Origin of the sequence: Hydrogenophaga pseudoflava NBRC 102511 (assembly GCF_001592285.1) — a bacterium.
Taxonomy (GTDB): Bacteria; Pseudomonadota; Gammaproteobacteria; order Burkholderiales; family Burkholderiaceae_C; genus Hydrogenophaga; species Hydrogenophaga pseudoflava.
Genome location: NZ_BCWQ01000012.1, coordinates 1 through 19,620 on the forward strand (window position 1 = coordinate 1; position 19,620 = coordinate 19,620).

The following is a 19,620-nucleotide window of genomic DNA, read 5'->3' on the forward strand; positions in this document are numbered from 1 at the left end:
CCGTTTGATCCGCAGCGCCATGGAACGGAGAAGTCGGCCGTGACCGGCGCGACCCATTCCCTCAGCAGGCGCATTGGCTCCTATTGGCTGACCGCGCTCGGTGAGGTGCCACCGGCCACTCTCAAGCGGTTTGCTTCGGCTCTCGAACGAACCCGTTGAAACCTGAGACTCAGCCACCATGGTGTGGCTGCCGGGTGTTTCCTGTGTCTGCAAAAACTCTCTCACCGCAAGGATGAACATGAATATGGCCGTTCTCCGTTCCCGTCGAGCGATGTCGTTGCTGCTGAGTGCCTCACTGATCGGGCTGGTCATGGTCGGGGCGTCTGCATTGCCTGCCCCCGCCCATGCGCAGCAGATGCGCGGGCTGCCTGATTTCACAGATCTTGTTGACCAGGTGGGGCCGTCCGTGGTCAACATCCGGACGCTGGAGCGAGCCAACGCCGATGGGGGAAGCAGCACCGACGAACAGATGCTTGAGTTCTTCCGTCGTTTCGGCATACCGGTTCCGCCTGGGGCGGTGCCGCGCGGTCCACGCCAGGAGCGCGGCGGATCCGGTGAAGAGGCCCAACCCCGCGGGGTGGGCTCCGGGTTCATTCTCAGTTCCGATGGCCTCATCATGACCAACGCGCATGTGGTCGATGGCGCCGACGAACTGGTGGTCACCCTTCCCGACAAACGCGAGTTCAAGGCCAAGCTGGTGGGCGCCGACAAGCGAACCGACGTGGCTGTGGTGAAGATCGACGCCAGCGGGCTGTCCGCTGTCCGCATCGGTGATGTGAACCGGCTCAAGGTCGGTGAATGGGTGATGGCCATCGGCTCCCCTTTCGGTCTTGAGAACACGGTGACCGCCGGTATCGTGAGTGCGAAGAAGCGTGACACCGGGGATTTCCTTCCGTTCATCCAGACCGATGTCGCCATCAATCCGGGCAACTCGGGAGGGCCTCTGATCAACATGCGCGGTGAGGTGGTGGGCATCAACAGCCAGATCTATTCCCGCTCGGGTGGGTTTCAGGGCATCTCCTTTGCCATCCCCATTGATGAGGCCGTCCGGGTCTCCGATCAGTTGCGTTCCAGTGGTCGTGTGACCCGCGGTCGCATCGGTGTGCAAATCGGTCAGGTGAGCAAAGAGGTGGCCGAATCCATCGGTCTGGGGCAGGCGCGTGGTGCTCTGGTGAACGCGGTGGAAGCGAACTCACCTGCCGCCAAGGCCGGACTCGAACCGGGTGACGTGATCCTGAAATTTGATGGCCGGGAGATCGAACGGTCGGTCGACCTGCCGCGCATCGTCGGCAATACAAAGCCGGGCAATCGCAGTTCGATGACGGTGTTCCGGCGCGGCGCCCAGCGCGATCTGAGTATCACGGTGGCCGAGCTGGAGCCTGAGCGCAGCGACCGGAAGGCTGCAGCACCGGAGGCCAAGCCGCCCGCTTCGAGCAGCCTGCCCTCTTTGGGGCTGACCGTGGGTGATCTCAATGCTGCAGAGAAAAAAGAACTGAACATCAAGTCGGGGGTGCGTGTCGAGACGGCGGAAGGGGTGGCGGCGCGTGCCGGGCTCAAGGAGGGCGACGTGATTGTGGCGGTCGCGAACACCGAAGTGGGCAGCGTGAAGGAACTGGAGGCGGTGCTGGCCAAGCTGGACAAGTCCAAGCCGGTGAATGTTCTTTTCCGGCGCGGTGAGTGGGCCCAGTACGCGGTGATCCGGCCTCAGCGCTGAGCCAGCGCAAAGCTCGAAATCCTCTGAGCTGCCCCGAATAAACCCTTGATCCCGCTTGGGTTTATGGGCTTGTTCTGGGAGTTGGTTGTTTTGCCACAGGTTACCCGCTATCGATTTGGGTCTTCCGTTTGAACCGAAAGTTTGTGAACACTCACAATCTTGAGGTGCAAGTTGACTGATTTCGATAAAATCGGGGCTCCAAGACCTTGATTGCAGTGTCGAACAATGTTCAGCGTTCACGATGTGAGAGCGCCCTCAAGTTGTTCTCGCTTGCTCCACAGGTGGCGCACAACATGTTCATTTTGTTGTGGACGACCTGTGAATAAGTTTCCCGTTGCTGCGTTGCAACAGGCGGTAGAGGGTGGTTTCGGGCTGTGCAGCCGGGGCTTTTTGCCTACAATGAAATCCCAACTATCGCAGTTGCCATTGATTGTTGGTTACGGGCGCGTCACCAGTTGACGCGCCCTTTTTTATGGCCTTCCAGAGAGTGGCGGGGCCTGGTTTCTGGCTGTTTTCCGATGCACCACATCCGCAATTTTTCGATCATCGCGCACATCGACCATGGCAAGTCCACGCTGGCCGACCGCATCATCTCCCGCTGTGGCGGCCTGTCCGACCGCGAGATGAGCGAACAGGTGCTCGACTCCATGGACATCGAGAAAGAGCGCGGCATCACCATCAAGGCGCAGACCGCAGCGTTGCAGTACAAGGCGCGCGACGGCAAGGTCTACAACCTCAACCTGATCGACACACCCGGCCACGTGGACTTCTCTTATGAAGTGTCGCGCTCGCTGTCGGCGTGCGAAGGCGCGCTGCTGGTGGTGGACGCGAGCCAAGGGGTGGAGGCGCAGACCGTGGCCAACTGCTACACGGCGCTGGACCTGGGTGTCGAGGTGGTGCCGGTGCTGAACAAGATGGATCTGCCCAACGCCGATCCGGACAACGCCAAGGCCGAGATCGAGGATGTGATCGGCATCGATGCGACGGATGCGATTCCCTGCTCGGCCAAGACGGGCATGGGTGTTGAGGACATCCTCGAGGCCGTGGTCGCGCGCATTCCCCACCCCAAGGGCAACCCGGACGCACCGCTGCGCGCCATGATCGTGGACAGCTGGTTCGACACCTATGTGGGCGTGGTGATGCTGGTGCGCGTGGTCGATGGCCGCCTGCGAAAGGGCGAGCGTTTCAAGATGATGGCGACCAACGCCGCCTACAACGCCGACAACCTGGGCGTGTTCACGCCGGCCAACCAGCCGCGCGAGTCGCTGGAGGCGGGCGAGGTGGGCTACATCATTGCCGGTATCAAGGAGCTGCAGGCCGCCAAGGTGGGCGACACCATCACGCTGGAAAAGAAGCTGCCCAACAACCTCGGCCCTGCCGAGGAAGCGTTGCCCGGCTTCAAGGAGGTGCAGCCGCAGGTGTTTGCCGGCCTGTACCCGACCGAGGCCAGCGAGTACGACGCGCTGCGCGACGCGCTCGAAAAGCTCAAGCTCAACGACGCCGCGCTGCACTACGAACCCGAGGTGTCGCAGGCACTGGGCTTTGGTTTCCGTTGTGGCTTCCTGGGGCTGCTGCACATGGAGATCGTGCAGGAGCGGCTGGAGCGCGAGTTCGACCAGGACCTGATCACCACCGCGCCCAGCGTGGTCTACCAGGTGGTCAAGCCCGACGGCGAAGTCATCATGGTGGAGAACCCGTCCAAGATGCCGGACCAGGGCCGCATCGAAGAGATTCGCGAACCCATCGTGACGGTGCACCTGTACATGCCGCAGGAATACGTGGGTGCGGTCATGACGCTGGCCAACCAGAAGCGCGGGGTGCAGCTGAACATGGCCTACCACGGCAAGCAGGTCATGCTGACCTACGACATGCCGCTGGGCGAGATCGTGCTGGACTTCTTCGACAAGCTCAAGTCGGTCAGCCGCGGCTATGCGTCGATGGACTACGAGTTCAAGGAATACCGGCCGTCCGACGTGGTGAAGGTCGACATCCTGCTCAACGGCGAGAAGGTGGACGCGCTGTCCATCATTGTGCACCGCTCCCAGTCCCAGTACCGCGGCCGAGCCGTGGCGGCCAAGATGCGCGAGATCATCAGCCGCCAGCAGTTCGACGTGGCGATCCAGGCGGCCATTGGTGGCAACGTGATCGCACGCGAGACCATCAAGGCGCTGCGCAAGAACGTGCTGGCAAAATGCTACGGCGGTGACATCACCCGCAAACGCAAGCTCCTCGAAAAGCAGAAGGCAGGCAAGAAACGCATGAAACAGATCGGCTCGGTCGAAGTGCCCCAGGAGGCTTTTCTGGCCATCCTGCAGGTGGAGGAGTGATGCAACAGACCATGGGCGCGATCACCGCGGTGATCCTGGCGGCTTTCGGGGCCTACGCGGCGGCGTTTTTCTTTGGCGCCATCGAGGGGAACTTCGCGCTGCTGCTTTTTCTGGCCACGGCGGTCACGGGTGTTTACTGGCTGGCCGAGAAGTTCTATTTTTTCCCGAAGCGTAGGCGAGACGCCGAGCGGCTGGTGTCGACGCGCAACGAACGTGCGGCTGAACTGGCTCGCCAAGGTTTTGCACAGTCCTCGGACGAAGATTTGTCGATGGCGCGCCACAAGCTGCTGGCGCAACCCTGGTGGCTGGACTGGACCGCCGGCCTGTTCCCGGTGATCCTGGCGGTGTTTGTGCTGCGGAGCTTTCTGTTCGAACCGTTCAAGATCCCGTCGGGCTCGATGATTCCGACACTTCAGGTCGGGGACTTGATTCTGGTGAACAAGTTTCACTACGGCGTGCGGCTGCCGGTGATCAACACCAAGGTGATTGCCAACAACGAACCGCAGCGTGGGGACGTCATGGTGTTTCGCTATCCCCCGCAACCGAGCCTGGACTACATCAAGCGGGTGATTGGCGTGCCAGGCGACGAGGTGGCCTATCTGAACAAGCGCCTCACGGTCAACGGCCAGCCCGTGCCCCGCATCAACCAGCCCGACTATTTTGATGGCGAGCAGATGCGCTATACCAAACAGTTCGGTGAGGAGCTGGGTGGTCGGCGCTACAACACCCTCAACGACGACATGCGGCCGCCGTTCGTGTCGCCCATCACGGATTTTGCGTTCCGTGAAAATTGTCGCTATCCGGCCGAAGGCGTCGTGTGCAAAGTACCCCCTGGGCACTATTTCATGATGGGTGACAATCGGGACAACTCGCTCGATTCGCGTTTCTGGGGTTTTGTCCCAGAGTCCAACATTGTGGGCAAGGCCTTCTTTGTCTGGATGAATTTTGGCGATTTCGGGCGGATCGGTTCGTTCGAGTAAGACACGCAACTACTGGAGGTGGGGTGATGAAGCAGAAACAGCGGCAACGCGGCCTGACGTTTTTCGGGTTGTTGTTCGTGGGCATTTTGCTGGCCTTCGCTGGTGTGGTGGTCGCCCAGGTGGTGCCCACCTACATCGAATATCTGGCGGTGCAGAAGGCCGTGAAGAAGGCTGCGGACGGATCGACCGTTGCCGAGGTGCGTTCCCTGTTCGACAAGGCCGCCCAGATTGATGACATCAGCAGCATCTCTGGCAAGGATCTGGAGATCGGCAAGCAGGGTGACAAAGTGGTGGTGTCGTTCGACTATGTTCGTGAAATTCCGCTGGCGGGTCCTGCCTACCTGGTGATGAAGTACAACGGGTCCTCTCAATGACACTGGGTGGCTGTCCGGCCGGGGGCGCACGCCTTTGAGCCAGGAATTGACGGCGTTGCAAAAACGCCTGGGACATGTGTTTTCCAGTCCGCGCCTGATTGAACGCGCGTTGACGCACCGAAGCTTTTCGGCGGACCACAACGAACGGCTGGAGTTTCTGGGCGATTCGGTGCTGAGTCTGGCTGTGTCTGGTCTGCTGTTCGAAAAACTCAGTCAGTTGCCAGAGGGTGATCTCTCACGTGTGCGGGCCAACCTGGTCAAGCAGGACACGTTGCATCAGATCGCGACACGCCTGGGTCTTTCGGCCTGTTTGCGGCTGGGTGACGGCGAAAAGCGGTCCGGAGGACACAAGCGCCCCTCCATTCTCGCGGATGCCCTGGAGGCCTTGATCGGGGCGGTGTATCTGGACGCCGGTTTCGAGACTGCTTCGCTGCTGGTGCGGCGCCTGTATGGTGATATCGAGCTCAGTGCCCAGATGGGGGCCATGGGCAAGGATCCCAAAACCGATTTGCAGGAGTGGTTGCAGGCGCGCAAGATGCAACTGCCTCAGTACCGGGTGGTGGCCACCATGGGTGAGGCGCATCGACAGACCTTCGACGTCGAGTGCACGGTCCCGGAGGCCGGTCGCAGCGAGCGCGGCATCGGTGCGTCGCGGCGGGCTGGAGAGCAGGCGGCAGCGGCTGCGATGCTGACGTTTTTGCGGGCCGCCGAGCCCGCACCCACCAAGGCGGGCGGCTGACGATCTCGGCGCTTGGCCGGTTTCTGTCCGGATCCATTCATGAGCAAATCCTCCCGTCCTCCCTCCAGTGCCCCTGCGGCCCCTGTTCCCACCGACGCATCGCTCGAGGCCATGCTGGCCAAGGCCTTGCGCAAGACGCCAGCAGAGGCCGTCGCCGACCCGGCACAGGAGCACGAACCTGTGGCGCCGGAGCAGCAGCACTGTGGCTATGTGGCCATCGTCGGCAAGCCCAACGTGGGCAAGTCCACGCTGCTCAATGCGCTGGTGGGACAGAAGATCAGCATCACTTCGCGCAAGGCGCAGACCACGCGCCACCGCATCACGGGTTACCGCACCGTGGGTCCGAACCAGTTCGTGTTCGTCGACACACCTGGCTTCCAGACGCGGCACGGCAACGCGCTGAACCGTGCGCTCAACAAGACCGTGCTCGGCGCGGTGACCGATGTCGACCTGATCCTGTTTGTTGTCGAGGCGGGGCACTTCCATCCGGCGGACGCCAAGGTGATGGAACTGCTGCCCTCGAACGTGCCTGTGGTGTTGCTGGCCAACAAGTTCGATCTGGTGCACAGGCGTGGCGAACTGGCCCCCTGGCTCAAGTCCATGCAGGAGAAGCACCCGTTCGCCGAGTTCGTGCCGATGTCGGCCAAGAACGCCCGGGATGTCGATCGCCTGTTCGCTATCTGTGCCAAGTACCTGCCGCAACAGGCCTGGATGCACGATCCCGAGGAGCTGACCGACCGCAGCGAGCGCTTCATGGCGGCCGAGATGGTGCGCGAGAAGCTGTTCCGACTGACCGGCGACGAGCTGCCCTACACGTCGACCGTGGTGATCGACAAGTTCGAGGAAGAGGGCGGGCTCAAGCGCATCGCGGCCACCATCGTGGTTGAGCGCGAGGGACACAAGGGCATGGTGATCGGCGAAAAGGGCGAGAAGCTCAAGCGCATCGGCACGGAGGCCCGCCAGGAGCTCGAAAAGATCTGGGACTGCAAGGTGTTCCTGGAGCTGTGGGTCAAGGTGCGCTCCGGCTGGGCCGACGACGACGCGCGCGTCCGGTCGTTCGGTTACGAGTGACGGGTCATGGCCACGCGCCGGACTTCTGAAGAACCCGCATTCGTCCTGCACCGCTACGACTGGAGCGAGTCCAGTCTCATCCTGGAAGTCTTCACCCGCCACCACGGACGCATCGCCCTGGTGGCCAAGGGGGTCAAGAAGCCGACTTCGCAGTTCCGTCCCGTGCTGCTGCCCTTGCAGCCGCTGGCCCTGAGTTGGGGTGGAGACGCCGAAGTGCGCACGCTCAAGGCGGCACAGTGGCAGGGCGGGCACGTCATGCCCACCGGCGATGCGCTGCTTTCGGGCAGTTATCTCAACGAGCTGCTGATGCGCCTGCTGGCGCGCGACGACCCGCACCCCGGCCTGTTTGACCACTACGCGCTGGCGGTGCAGCTGCTGGCCGAGCGGTCCGATGCGCAGCAGCTGGTCCTGCGCGCCTTCGAGCTGCTGCTGTTGCGCGACACCGGACTGCTGCCCGATCTGTCTTGCGAAGGCAGCACGCTGGCGCCTCTGCAGGAGGGGACTTCCTATGTGCTGGGCGCCGAGTCCGGACTGCGTGTGGCGCACGGCGACGATGTGCACTCGCTCGAAGCCAGCCAGTGGCTGCTGTTGCAGACCGCGCTGAATGACCGTGACCCGCTGATAGCCAGCCTGCGCGCCTGCGCTGGCTGCCAGCAGAGCCTGCAGCCTCAGTTGCGCGCACTGCTGCACTACCATAGTGGCGTCCGGGTGTTCCGGACCCGCCAGCTGTTGCTGGACCTGCAGTCGCTGGTCCGGCCGAAAGCGGTTCCTGATCCGGTTGCTTCTTCCGGCCCCACATCCTCCTGACCATGGCCCACGCTGCTCACCACCCGACCGCGCTGTCGGTCAATCTCAACAAGGTCGCGCTGGTGCGCAACACGCGCCACCTGGGCATTCCGTCCGTCACCCGCGCGGCCACCCTGTGCCTCGAAGCCGGTGCGCGAGGCATCACGGTGCATCCCCGGCCGGACGAGCGCCACATCCGCAGCCACGACGTGTTCGATCTCGCCGAGCTGATGCAGGACTGGCCGGACCGCGAATACAACATCGAAGGCAATCCGTTCCACAACCTCATGGATGTCGCGCGCGAGGTCCGGGCGCGTGGCCTGCCGCTGCACCAGCTGACCTTCGTGCCCGACAGCGAAGGCCAGTTCACCAGCGACCACGGCTGGAGCTTTCCTCAGGACGCCGACCGGCTGCGGCCCGTGATCGCGCAGGCCCAAGCCCTGGGCGCTCGTGTGAGTCTGTTCATGGACCCGGAGCCCGGACAGATGGCGGCGGCCCGGGCCGTGGGGGCTGACCGAGTGGAGCTCTACACCGAGCCCTATGCCGCCGCCTGGCACACCCCTAACCGTGGGCAGCAGCTCGAACGCTACCGCTCTGCGGCGCAGGCGGCCCTGGAAGCAGGGCTGGGTGTGAACGCGGGCCATGACCTCAACCGCGAGAACCTCACCGAGTTTCTGCGCACGGTGCCGGGTGTGGCGGAGGTGTCGATCGGTCACGCGCTCATCGCCGATGCGCTGGAGCTGGGCTACGCCGCCACCGTGACCGACTACAACCGCTGCATCGCCGAAGCGTTCCGATGATCTTCGGCATCGGCACCGACGTCTGCGATATCCGGCGCATCGAAGCGACCTTCGAGCGCCAGGGCGAGCGCTTCGTGCGGAAGGTGCTGGGCGAGCAGGAACTGGCGATCTGGCAGCGCCGAAGCGAGCGCTGGCCCGGGCGCGGACTGCGCTACCTGGCGACGCGGTTTTCCGCCAAGGAGGCGTTCTCCAAGGCCATCGGCCTGGGCATGCGCATGCCCATGACCTGGCGGGCCTGCGAAATCCTCAACATGCCCAGTGGTCAGCCAGTGATCGTGCTGCATGGCACGCTGAAAACCTGGTTCGAGGCCCAGGGCCTGCGCGCACACGTGACCGTGACCGACGAGACCGACTACGCCGCGAGCTTCGTGGTGGTGGAGAGAGACTGACATGCACACACACGCCCCGTTGATCATCGACGTCGCCGGGTTCGAGCTGACCGACGCCGACCGCCAGCGCCTGGCACACCCCCTGGTCGGCGGAATCATCCTCTTCGGCCGCAACTGGCAAAGCCGGGAGCAGCTGACGGCGCTGTGCGCCCAGGTCAAGGCGGTGCGAGAGGACCTGCTGATCGCTGTCGACCACGAGGGCGGCCGCGTGCAGCGTTTCCGCACAGACGGATTCACCCACCTGCCCCCCATGGCGGCGTTCGGACAGCTGTGGCTCTCGGCTCCCGCGCGGGGCGAGTGCGAGGGCGGTTCTGCGATGCGGGCCACCAATGCGGCCACCGCGGCCGGCTACGTGCTCGGCGCCGAACTGCGCGCCTGCGGTGTCGACCTGAGCTTCACGCCGGTGCTGGATCTGGACTACAGCGAAAGCTCGGTGATCGGCGACCGCTCGTTCGGCCGCGACCCGCGGATGGTGGCGGTGCTGGCACAGGCGCTGATGCATGGCCTGCGCACCAGTGGCATGGGCAACTGTGGCAAACACTTCCCGGGCCACGGCTTTGTGAAGACCGATTCGCACCTGGCTATTCCCGTCGACCGGCGCAGTCTCAAAGCCATCCTGGCCGACGACGCGGCGCCCTACGGCTGGCTGTCGGCCAGTCTGGACGCGGTGATGCCGGCGCATGTGATCTACCCGAAGGTGGACAGCCGGCCCGCAGGCTTTTCAGCACGCTGGCTGCAGGAGGTGCTGCGGCACCGCCTGGGGTTCACCGGCGCGATTTTCAGCGACGACCTGAGCATGGAAGCCGCGCGCCACATCGACGGCCGGGGCGTGAGCTTCACCGAGGCGGCGCTGGCAGCGCTCGGTGCGGGGGGCGACATGGTGCTGCTGTGCAACCAGAGCGTCGTGGACGGCGGCGCGCCCATCGACGAAGCGATCGAGGCCTTGTCCAAGGCACTGGTGCAAGGCGACTGGGTGCCCAGCCCCGCCAGCGAAGAGCGTCGGCAGGCCCTGCTGCCGCAGGGCCCGGCCATGAACTGGGACCGCCTGATGGTCAGCGCGCGCTACATGCAGGCGTTGTCGCTGATTCCCTGACTACCGCTCGACGCCGAGCTTGTCCAGCAGATCCGAAATCAGCTCCAGCCGCAGCATCGGGTTGTCCAGCGCCATCAACCGTTGTTTGAGTTCGGCCGGTGCGGGCAGCAGTTCGGCCCAGCGGTTGGCGACCCAGCCGCTGTCGTCCCACTGGTAGGGCGGCTGCAGCGGCAGCTCGTTCATGGATCCGGGTTCGCGCTCGCGCAGGTTGGCCAGCACGCGTTGCAGAGCGTCCCGCGTGCTGCGCAGGTGTTCCGGCACCGCCACGACCCGCTCAGGCTCATCGAGCCGCACGTCGGCCACCCACAGGCCGTGGGGCAGGCGACGGCTGGCGGTGATGTGAAAGCGCTGCTGGCCGCGGCAGTGGATGAGCATCAGGCCGGCCTGCGGGTGCTCGATCTGCTCGATGCGGGCGATGGTGCCGACCTGGTGAAACGCCTCGTGCGCAAAGCCGTCGGGCGAAGCCGGGTCGGCGCGCCGCACCTCGCTGCCTTCGCTGAGGCAGACCACACCGAACGGCGCTCCCGCCGCGTGGCAACGCTTGATCATGTCGAGATAGCGCACCTCGAAGATGCGCAGCGGCATCCAGCCGCCGGGGAACAGCACGGTCTGCAGCGGAAACAGCGGCAGCTGGTTCAGCGTCAGCGGCGTCTCGCTCAATCCGGCACCACCGCGTCGGCGCTCTGGCGCTGCAGCATGGCCAGGGTGCTGGCCACGGTTTTGCGCAGTTCGCGGCGGTCGCAGATGAAGTCGACCGCGCCCTTGGTCTGCAGGAACTCGGCGCGCTGGAAGCCTTCGGGCAGCTTCACGCGCACGGTGTTCTCGATCACACGCGGGCCGGCAAAACCGATCAGCGCCTTGGGCTCGGCGATCACCACGTCGCCCACGAAGGCGAAGCCGGCGGAGACCCCGCCCATGGTCGGATCGGTCAGCACGCTGATGTAGGGCAGGTTCTTCTTGGCCAGGCGGGTCAGCGCCGCGTTGGTCTTGGCCATCTGCATCAGCGACAGCAGGCCTTCCTGCATGCGCGCACCGCCGGTGGCGGTGAAGCAGACAAAGGGCACCTTCTGGGCGATGGCTTCCTCGACGCCACGCACGAATCGCTCGCCGACCACGGAACCCATGGAGCCGCCCATGAAGTCGAACTCGAAGCAGGCGACGACCAGGCTGATGCCCTGCACCGCACCACCCATGACGATGAGCGCGTCGGTCTCGCCCGTGGTTTCCAGGGCTTCCTTCAGGCGTTCGGGGTACTTGCGGCTGTCCTTGAACTTCAGCGCGTCGACCGGCAGCACTTCCTGCGCCAGCTCGTAACGGCCTTCGGCGTCCAGGAAGGCGTTCAGGCGTGCGCGAGCGCCGATGCGGTGGTGGTGGCTGCAGTGCGGGCAGACGTTCTGATTCTTCTCGAGATCCGTCTTGTAGAGCACGGCCTCGCAGCTGGGGCACTTGATCCACAGACCCTCGGGCACGCTGCGGCGCTCGGCCGGGTCGGTGTGCGTGATCTTGGGCGGCAGCAGTTTTTCAAGCCAGGACATCGGAAACTCCTAACGATGGGCCGGACTCTGGGGCCGGCTTAAAGATGGCGGATTATGCGTCCAGCGCTTTCCGGATGGTGCGCATGAAGTGGGCTGCCACCGGCACCACCTTCTCGAAGGGCTCGTCCTCGATCAGCTGGATGATCTTGCTGCCGATCACCACTGCGTCGGCGGTTTTGCCAATGGCCTTGGCGGTCTCGGCGTCGCGGATGCCGAAGCCCACGCCGACCGGGATGCTCACATGCGCGCGGATGCGCGGCAGCATGGCTTCGACCTGGCCCACATCCAGCGTGCCGGCGCCGGTCACGCCCTTGAGCGAGACGTAGTAGACATAACCGCTCGCCACGCGCGCGACCTGCGCCATGCGCTCGTCGGTGGAAGTGGGGGCCAGCAGGAAGATCAGGTCCATGTTCGCGGCGCGCAGCGCGGCTGCGAACTCCTCGCATTCTTCGGGCGGGTAATCCACCACCAGCACGCCATCCACGCCGGCGGCCGAGGCGTCGCGCACGAAGCTGCCCGCACCGTGCTTCTGGTCGTAGCGCTCGATCGGGTTGGCATACCCCATCAGCACCACCGGCGTGCGGTCGTTCTCCTTGCGGAACTCGCGCACCATGGCGATCACCTGCGCCAGGCCGATGCCCAGCGACAGCGCGCGGTCGCCCGCTTTCTGGATCACCGGGCCGTCGGCGGACGGGTCGGAGAACGGGACGCCCAGTTCGATGATGTCGGCACCGCCTTCGACCATGCCGTGCATCAGCTTGGGCGTGATGTCGGCATACGGGAAGCCAGCGGTGACGAACGGGATCAGGGCCTTGCGGTTCTTGGCCTTCAGGTCGGCCAGAGTTTTTTCGATGCGGCTCATTTGGACACCTTCACAACGGAATCGGCGCCGCCCTTGACGGACTGGCCGCGGCAGCTGGGGCGGCAGTAGAAGTCGGCGTTGGACAGGTCGGCCACGGTGCCGATGTCCTTGTCGCCGCGGCCGGAGAGGTTGACCAGCACCGACTGCGTGGGCTTCATGGTCTTGGCCAGCTTCATGGCGTAGGCCACCGCATGGCTCGATTCGAGCGCGGGGATGATGCCCTCGGTGCGGCAGAGGTAGTGGAAGGCCTCCAGCGCCTCTTTGTCGGTGATGCCGACGTATTCGGCGCGGCCGATGTCCTTGAGGAAGGCATGCTCGGGGCCGACGCCGGGATAGTCGAGGCCCGCGCTGACGCTGTGCGTTTCGGTCACCTGGCCGTTGTCGTCCTGCAGCACGTAGGTGCGGTTGCCGTGCAGCACGCCGGGGCTGCCCTTCTGCAGCGACGCAGAATGTTTGCCGCTGTCCAGGCCTTCCCCCGCCGCCTCCACGCCGATCAGGCGCGTGCCGGTGTGGTTGATGTAGGGATAGAAGATACCCATGGCGTTGCTGCCACCGCCCACGCAGGCGACCACGGCGTCGGGCTGCTCGCCCACACAGCCGGCTTCTTTCAGCATTTGCGGCATCTGCACCAGGCATTCGTTGCCGATCACGCTCTGGAAGTCGCGCACCATCATCGGGTAGGGGTGCGGGCCGGCCACGGTGCCGATGATGTAGAAGGTGTTGTCCACGTTGGCGACCCAGTCGCGCATGGCTTCGTTGAGCGCGTCCTTCAGCGTCTTGCTGCCCGACTCGACGGGCACGACGGTCGCGCCCAGCAGCTTCATTCGGTAGACGTTGGGGCTCTGGCGCTTGACGTCCTCGCTGCCCATGTAGACCACGCACTCCAGGCCGTAGCGGGCGCAGATGGTGGCGGTGGCCACGCCGTGTTGTCCGGCGCCGGTCTCGGCGATCACGCGCGGCTTGCCCATGCGCTTGGCGAGCATGGCCTGGCCGATCACGTTGTTGATCTTGTGGGCACCGGTGTGGTTCAGGTCCTCTCGCTTGAGGAAGATCTGCGCGCCACCCTGTTCGCGGCTCATGCGCTCGGCGTGGTAGACCGGGCTGGGCCGGCCGACGAAGTGGGCCAGTTCCTTGCGGAATTCGGCCAGAAACTCGGGGTCGTGCTGGTACTTCGCGTACGCGGCCTTGAGCTCGTTGATGGCGTGGGTGAGCGTTTCGCTCACGAAGCTGCCGCCGTAGATGCCGAAGTGGCCGCGGGCGTCGGGTTGCTGGTAGGTGCTGGTGTCCATGTGAGGGGTCTCGTTGCTGGGCCCGAGCCACCCGTTCACATTGGAATCAAGGGTCAGCTGGGGCGGGGGTGTGGCGCGTCGGCCGCCCGCACGGCGGCCACGAAAGCGAGCATCTTGTCGGGGTCTTTGATGCCTTTGGCGGCTTCGACCCCAGAGCTCACGTCAACGGCCCAGGGCCGTACGAGCGCAATGCCATCGGTCACGTTTGCAGGCGTGAGTCCACCAGACAAAACGAGGCGAGAGCTGGCGTTTAGTGTGGGGTGTGACCAAGGGAAAGCCGTCCAGTCGAAAGATTGACCTCCGCCACCATAGCCCTCGACATGGGCGTCGAGCAGGATGGCCTGCGCGGCAGCGAAATCAGACGCGTATTTTAGGAGATCGAAGCCCGTGCCGGCAGGTCCCGGCGGGATGCGCGCGGCGCGGATGAACGGGCGGCCGCCAGCGGCGCAGTCGGCCGGTGTCTCGTCGCCGTGGAATTGCAGGAGGGCGTTGGGCACAGCGGCCAGACCCTGGGTGATGAACTCGGGGCTGGCGTTGACGAACAGCAGCACGGGCGTGACGAAGGGCGGTAGCCGGCGTGCCAGTTCGCCGGCTCGTTCGGGGCTGACGAAGCGCGGGCTCTGCGGGTAGAGCACGAAGCCGATGGCATCGGCGCCGGCCCGGACAGCCGCGTCCACGTCACCTTCGCGCGTAAGGCCACAGATCTTGATGCGGGTGCGGTGGGGCATGGGGCTCAGGGCAACCAGTCGAAAGCGGGTGTGCGGTCCGGGATGTTCCAGGACGGATCGTAGACCGGACCCAGGAAATACAAGCCGTCGGGTGCAAAGGTGGGCGCGGCGGCGTCGCGGCTTTGGGCGGCCAGCACCTCGGCCATCCACGACGGCGGGCGGTTCCCGGTCCCGACAGCAATCAGGCAACCCATGATGTTGCGGATCATGTGGTGCAGGAAGGCCGAGGCTTCGAATTCGAAGCGGCAGTAGGCACCGCGCCGGGCGATCTCGATGCGGCGCATGTCCTTGACCGGGCTGTGAGCCTGGCAGGACGACGCTCGGAACGACGTGAAGTCGTGTTCGCCCAGCAGCGCGTTGGCAGCGCTTTGCATGGCGGCCAGGTCCAGCGGGCGGAACACCCAGCCCACCTGTCCATGGTCCACACTGGGGCGCACGGGCGATTCGAGCAGTACGTAGGCATAGCGCCGGCCGGTGGCGCTGGCCCGTGCGTGAAAGCCTGGTGGCACCTTGCGCGCCCATTGCACGGCGATGTCGGGCGGCAGGAAGCTGTTGGTGCCGCGCACCCAGGCGTTTTCAGGCCGCACCAGCGGGCTGTCGAAATGCACCACCTGGTTCAGTCCGTGCACGCCAGCATCGGTGCGCCCGGCGCAAAGGGTATTCACCGCAGGCACATCCAGAAAGCGGGCCAGGGCCCTTTCGAGCTTGTCCTGGACTGTTTGGCCGCTGGGCTGGCTCTGCCAGCCGTCGTAGTTCCGGCCGTTGTAGGACACGCCCAATGCGATGCGCCCACCGGCCGGCAGCGGGGCCGGTGTGGGCGCGTCGGGGAGGGGGGCAGAGGGGGCGAGGATCAGGAGAGGTCTGCCAGGAAAGCACTGGCCTTGGTCTTGAGCGAGCCCGATGCTTCTGCCAGCACCTCTTCGGCCAGGGAGCGCGCGCCTTCCAGATCGCCGATGGCGCGGAACTCCTCTGCCAGCGAGAGCTTGGTTTCCAGCGGGCTTTCCGCGCCCAGCTCGTTGCCCGCCAGCGGATCGCCTGCCTCGGGCTTGCCATTGAGGTCGAGGCTCAGGTCGCCCAGATCAAAGGACATCAGTTCCGGAGAGGCTGGTGCATCTGCGGGTGCACTCGCCGGGGTGTCGATGTCGAAGTCGGGCAGGACTTCCGCATGGTCGAAAGTAGGCTGCTCTGCCGCGGGCATTGAGGTCAGCGGCATGGGGTCCGACGGGAAGTCAAGATCGAAATCCATGGGCCGCGACGCCTGGTCGGCCAACTGGGCGGGCTCAGGGGTCAGGGCGTCGGTCTGGGACAGGTCGTCCATTGCCGACACCGGAGCGTCGGCCTTGCCGTTGGCGGCAGCCAGCGGCGAGCGCGAGGACTCTTCCATGAAGTCCAGATCGAGATCCAGATCGCCTGCGTCTCCCGACTTGGCGTTGTCTCCCAGCGTGCTGCTGCCAAACGGGATGGTGGCGCCGGTGGCCATCGGCACGGCCGCGCCGGGTTTGACCGCCGGACTTCCTCCGGGCTGGTACAGCGGGTTGGCAGGATCCAGTTCCTTGCCCAGTTCGCAGGCGTGCTCCCACTCCGGTCCCTGGCCTTGCGTGAGTGCATAGGCCTCCGTGGCGACCACCTCGAAAGCCTTCGAGTCGCGGCGCTTGGCGTAGATCTCGAGCAGCTTGTTGTGAATGGCGACCCTGGTGGGTGCGCTGCGCATGGCTTCTTTGAGGATCTCCTCGGCTTGCAGGTCCCTGCCGTAGGCGAGGTAAACGTCGGCCTCCGCCACGGGATCGACATCACCGGCGGCGTCCAGCTGACTGGGCGAATACACCATGGACGATCCGGACGCCGCGGCTTCGTTGGTGTCGATGCGTTGCCCCCCGCTGGAGCCAAAGAATGAGTCGGGCTGCAGGCGGCTTTCCAGGAAGGAGCTGTCGACGCCGCTGCCCTTCTTCTTCTGGCGCGCGCGGTAGAACGCGAAGCCTCCGAGCAACGCCAGCAGGGCGGCCGCGCCAGGCAGCACCATGGGGTTGTCCATCAGCTGGCCGACAAACGACGGCTCTTCGACAGGCGCGGGGGCAGGCGCTGGACGTGGTTTCGGTGCAGGAGCTGGGGCTGGTGCCGGAGGGGGAGCAGGAGGCTCAGCGGCGGCAGGTGCCTCGGGCGCCGGAGCAGGTGCAGATTCCGCGGCAGGGGTTGGGGTGGCCGGGGCTGCGGCCGGTTCCGGGGAGGGTGCGGCAGGTGTGGCGGCCACAGGTGCGGGCGCCGCAGCTGGTGCGGTTGGAGCCCCCACAGGCAGAGACGGGGCCGGGGTGCTGGCGGCGGGTTTGGCTGCAGGAGCCGCTGGCGCACCCGATGCCGCGGCCGGTCCCAGCTTGGACAGCTCGTCGATGTTGCGAGAAAGCTCTGCCACCCGGGTCGATGCTTCCTTGGCCTGGCGTTCCTGGGCGATCTTGTCTTCCTTGGCATCCTGGCCCGCAACCGCGCCCTTGGACAGCGTCAGCTTGTCCTGAGCCGACTGGGCCGGCTTCTTGTCTTCGACTTCGGTTTGCACCTTGCCGGACGCCTGGCGGTCGGCGGCCGCCACAGGTGCTTCGGGGACTGCACCCGCCAGCCGGCGACGGAACTCGTTGAAGTCGCGGCTCTGGGCCGCCACGATGCGCTTGGCTTCTCCGGCAGAGACGTCGATGGATGCTGCTTCGGTCGGCAGGTTCAGGATCGCGCCGGCTTTCATCCGGTTGACGTTGTTGCCGATGAACGCCTGCGGATTGGCGCGGAGCATGGCCACCAGCATCTGGTCAAGCGATGCATTGGCGGGCAGGTTGGCCGCTGCGATGCGGCCAGCGGTGTCACCAGCCTTGGTGGTGACCTGTTTGGACGGGCCGTCGGCGGAGGGCGCTGCTGCCGGCTTGGCCGCCGCAGGGGCTGCCGCAGCGGGCTTGTCTGCCTTGGGGGTTGCGGCCGCCGATGGGGTGGCCGCTCGGCTCGGGGCAGCGGGTGCTGCGGCGGCATTGCTGCGAGCCGCCGGGGCTGGCGCAGGTGCTGCCGCGGCAGCGTTGAGCGGTGCTGGTGGCGCCGCCGTGGTCTTGGGTGGGTCCAGCAGCAGTGTGTATTCCCGCACCAGCCGGCCGGACGACCAATTGGCCTCTAGCACCATGTCCACGAAGGGCTCGTTGACAGGGCGCGAGCCCACCACGCTCAGGTATGCACGGCCGTCTGCCCGGCGCTGCAGGGTGATCTGGAGTCCGGCGATGGCCGAACTGAGGTCCATGCCCGAGGACCTGAAGGCTTCAGGTGCTGCCAGTCCGACGCGCAGGCTGGAGGCCTCTTCGGGCGTGATTTCGAGCACATCCACCTCGGCCCGCAAAGGCTCGCCCAACGAAGACTGCACCGCCACGCGACCAAGCGCGAGAGCGAGCGCGTCGTCGTGCTGCATGAGGCCGGCAGACAGCAGTGCAGCTGCTGCCACGGCATGTAACCGCGAAGTTCCTCTGCGACCGACGCCCCCGAGGGTGGTCATGGTCCCGAACAAGGGGGTATGGCGGGTGGATTTGGGCACTTGAACCTCGACGTAAAAAACCGAGAATTGACCTTAACATCAACGCATTACGGTGACAAGCTGAGAATCCGCTTGAGTTTCCGGGGTGGCCTTTGGTCGGCCCACGGGCGTTGTTCGCGTTGCGGCGTCACAACGACAAAGCCGGCGCGCAGGCCGGCTTTTTTGTGAATGTAAGTAAGAAGTAGTGACGAATCAGGCGTCGAGCAGGATGCGCAGCATGCGGCGCAGCGGCTCGGCGGCGCCCCACAGGAGCTGGTCGCCGATGGTGAAGGCGCCCACGTACTCGGGGCCCATGGCCAGTTTGCGGATGCGGCCGACCGGGATGCTCATGGTGCCGGTCACGGCCACCGGCGTCAGGTCCCTGATGGTGGCTTCGCGGGTGTTCGGCACCACCTTGGCCCAGGGGTTGTCGGCGGCGATCATGGCCTCAATGTCGGCCACCGGCACATCCTTCTTCAACTTGAAGGTCAGGGCCTGGCTGTGGCAGCGCATGGCGCCCACGCGCACGCAGAACCCGTCCACCGGGATCGGCGCCGAGCCGAAACCTTCGCCCATGCCCAGGATCTTGTTGGTCTCGGCCATGCCCTTCCACTCTTCCTTGGACATGCCGTTGCCCAGGTCCTTGTCGATCCAGGGGATCAGCGAACCGCCCAGCGGCACGCCGAAATTGGCGGTCTCGGCGCCGCTCAGGCTGCGCTGCTTGGCGATGACCTTGCGGTCGATTTCCAGGATGGCGCTCTTGGGGTCGTCCAGCAGGGCCTTCACCTCGGCGTTCAGCGTGCCGTACTGCGTCAGCAGTTCGCGCATGTGCTGGGCGCCGCCGCCCGAGGCTGCCTGGTAGGTCTGGGTGCTCATCCACTCGACCAGACCGGCCTTGTACAGCGCGCCCACGCCCATCAGCATGCAGGAGACCGTGCAGTTGCCGCCGATCCATTCCTTGCCGCCCTTGGCCAAGGCGTTCTTGATCACCGGCATGTTGACCGGGTCGAGCACGATGACGGCGTCCTTTTCCATGCGCAGGGCGGAGGCGGCGTCGATCCAGTGGCCGTTCCAGCCGGCGGCGCGCAGCTTGGGGTAGACCTCGTTCGTGTAGTCGCCACCCTGGGCGGTGATGATGATCTCGCAGCGCTTGAGGGCGTCGATGTTGTTCGCGTCCTGCAGCGTGGTTTCGTTCTTCGCCATGGCAGGCGCCTTGCCGCCGGCGTTGGAGGTGGAGAAGAACAGCGGCTCGATCAGGTCGAAGTCCTTTTCCTCGACCATGCGATCCATCAAAACGGAGCCGACCATGCCGCGCCAGCCGACCAGACCAACCAACTTGCTCATTGAGAATGCCCTTTCAAGTGAATAAACAGGTCCAGACCAGACCGACTTGCCCGGCTC

19 protein-coding genes are annotated in these 19,620 nt (G+C 65.1%); 11 read left to right on the forward strand and 8 right to left on the reverse strand.

The genetic code is table 11. The annotated features are described in order from the left end of the window. From HPS01S_RS21600 to nagZ, 11 genes are all read left to right on the forward strand, one after another. The coding region (locus HPS01S_RS21600; protein WP_174545252.1) for a MucB/RseB C-terminal domain-containing protein at positions 1 to 159 on the forward strand (159 nt) is incomplete at its 5' end. 112 nt (positions 160 to 271) lie between these two features. Then, positions 272 to 1,714, forward strand: coding sequence for a DegQ family serine endoprotease (locus tag HPS01S_RS14955; RefSeq protein WP_174545253.1), 1,443 nt, complete (start codon positions 272 to 274; stop codon positions 1,712 to 1,714). A 518-nt stretch (positions 1,715 to 2,232) separates the two neighbouring features. Then, the gene (gene lepA, locus HPS01S_RS14960) at positions 2,233 to 4,041 is read left to right on the forward strand and encodes a translation elongation factor 4 (protein ID WP_066157781.1); all 1,809 of its coding nucleotides are present in this window, start codon (positions 2,233 to 2,235) and stop codon (positions 4,039 to 4,041) included. Then, entirely contained in the window at positions 4,041 to 5,021 is a 981-nt protein-coding gene (gene lepB / locus HPS01S_RS14965) for a signal peptidase I (RefSeq protein ID WP_371836599.1), read from the forward strand. The genes lepA and lepB overlap by 1 nt, the downstream gene beginning before the upstream one ends. Positions 5,022 to 5,047: 26 nt before the next feature. Beyond that, entirely contained in the window at positions 5,048 to 5,395 is a 348-nt protein-coding gene (locus tag HPS01S_RS14970; RefSeq protein ID WP_066157784.1) for a DUF4845 domain-containing protein, read from the forward strand. Positions 5,396 to 5,429: 34 nt separating this feature from the next. Continuing rightward, entirely contained in the window at positions 5,430 to 6,134 is a 705-nt protein-coding gene (gene rnc, locus HPS01S_RS14975) for a ribonuclease III (RefSeq protein WP_066157787.1), read from the forward strand. 39 nt (positions 6,135 to 6,173) lie between these two features. Continuing rightward, a complete protein-coding gene (gene era / locus HPS01S_RS14980) occupies positions 6,174 to 7,205 on the forward strand; it encodes a GTPase Era (protein WP_079365462.1) in 1,032 nt (343 codons plus the stop codon). 6 nt (positions 7,206 to 7,211) lie between these two features. Then, the gene (recO, locus tag HPS01S_RS14985; RefSeq protein WP_066157790.1) at positions 7,212 to 8,012 is read left to right on the forward strand and encodes a DNA repair protein RecO; all 801 of its coding nucleotides are present in this window, start codon (positions 7,212 to 7,214) and stop codon (positions 8,010 to 8,012) included. 2 nt (positions 8,013 to 8,014) lie between these two features. Further along, positions 8,015 to 8,791: a pyridoxine 5'-phosphate synthase gene (locus tag HPS01S_RS14990; protein WP_174545254.1), complete on the forward strand. Its 777-nt coding sequence runs from the start codon at positions 8,015 to 8,017 to the stop codon at positions 8,789 to 8,791. Beyond that, positions 8,788 to 9,180 carry a holo-ACP synthase gene (gene acpS, locus HPS01S_RS14995; protein ID WP_066157797.1) on the forward strand — a complete coding sequence of 131 codons (393 nt, stop codon included), beginning with the start codon at positions 8,788 to 8,790 and terminating at the stop codon, positions 9,178 to 9,180. The genes HPS01S_RS14990 and acpS overlap by 4 nt, the downstream gene beginning before the upstream one ends. A gap of 1 nt (position 9,181) precedes the next feature. After that, entirely contained in the window at positions 9,182 to 10,273 is a 1,092-nt protein-coding gene (gene nagZ, locus HPS01S_RS15000; RefSeq protein ID WP_066157800.1) for a beta-N-acetylhexosaminidase, read from the forward strand. Here the strand turns inward: nagZ and HPS01S_RS15005 are convergent, their stop codons facing one another. The 8 genes from HPS01S_RS15005 to asd form a co-directional block, all read right to left on the reverse strand. Continuing rightward, positions 10,274 to 10,933: an LON peptidase substrate-binding domain-containing protein gene (locus HPS01S_RS15005; RefSeq protein ID WP_066157803.1), complete on the reverse strand. Its 660-nt coding sequence runs from the start codon at positions 10,931 to 10,933 to the stop codon at positions 10,274 to 10,276. Then, the gene (gene accD, locus HPS01S_RS15010) at positions 10,930 to 11,808 is read right to left on the reverse strand and encodes an acetyl-CoA carboxylase, carboxyltransferase subunit beta (RefSeq protein ID WP_066157810.1); all 879 of its coding nucleotides are present in this window, start codon (positions 11,806 to 11,808) and stop codon (positions 10,930 to 10,932) included. The genes HPS01S_RS15005 and accD overlap by 4 nt, the downstream gene beginning before the upstream one ends. Before the next feature lie 52 nt (positions 11,809 to 11,860). Further along, on the reverse strand, positions 11,861 to 12,670 hold the full coding sequence (gene trpA / locus HPS01S_RS15015) for a tryptophan synthase subunit alpha (RefSeq protein ID WP_066157816.1): 810 nt from the start codon (positions 12,668 to 12,670) through the stop codon (positions 11,861 to 11,863). Next, positions 12,667 to 13,959: a tryptophan synthase subunit beta gene (gene trpB / locus HPS01S_RS15020; RefSeq protein ID WP_066157819.1), complete on the reverse strand. Its 1,293-nt coding sequence runs from the start codon at positions 13,957 to 13,959 to the stop codon at positions 12,667 to 12,669. Before trpB ends, trpA begins: the two co-directional genes overlap by 4 nt. A 53-nt stretch (positions 13,960 to 14,012) precedes the next feature. Then, positions 14,013 to 14,687 carry a phosphoribosylanthranilate isomerase gene (locus HPS01S_RS15025; protein WP_066157822.1) on the reverse strand — a complete coding sequence of 225 codons (675 nt, stop codon included), beginning with the start codon at positions 14,685 to 14,687 and terminating at the stop codon, positions 14,013 to 14,015. Between the two features lie 5 nt (positions 14,688 to 14,692). Continuing rightward, positions 14,693 to 15,490 carry a tRNA pseudouridine(38-40) synthase TruA gene (truA, locus tag HPS01S_RS15030; RefSeq protein ID WP_066157826.1) on the reverse strand — a complete coding sequence of 266 codons (798 nt, stop codon included), beginning with the start codon at positions 15,488 to 15,490 and terminating at the stop codon, positions 14,693 to 14,695. A gap of 47 nt (positions 15,491 to 15,537) precedes the next feature. Further along, complete coding sequence (locus HPS01S_RS15035; RefSeq protein WP_307174074.1) at positions 15,538 to 18,150, reverse strand: FimV/HubP family polar landmark protein; 2,613 nt, start codon at positions 18,148 to 18,150, stop codon at positions 15,538 to 15,540. A gap of 282 nt (positions 18,151 to 18,432) precedes the next feature. Further along, positions 18,433 to 19,563, reverse strand: a complete 1,131-nt coding sequence (asd, locus tag HPS01S_RS15040; protein WP_066157830.1) for an aspartate-semialdehyde dehydrogenase — start codon at positions 19,561 to 19,563, stop codon at positions 18,433 to 18,435. Positions 19,564 to 19,620: the final 57 nt, after the last annotated feature.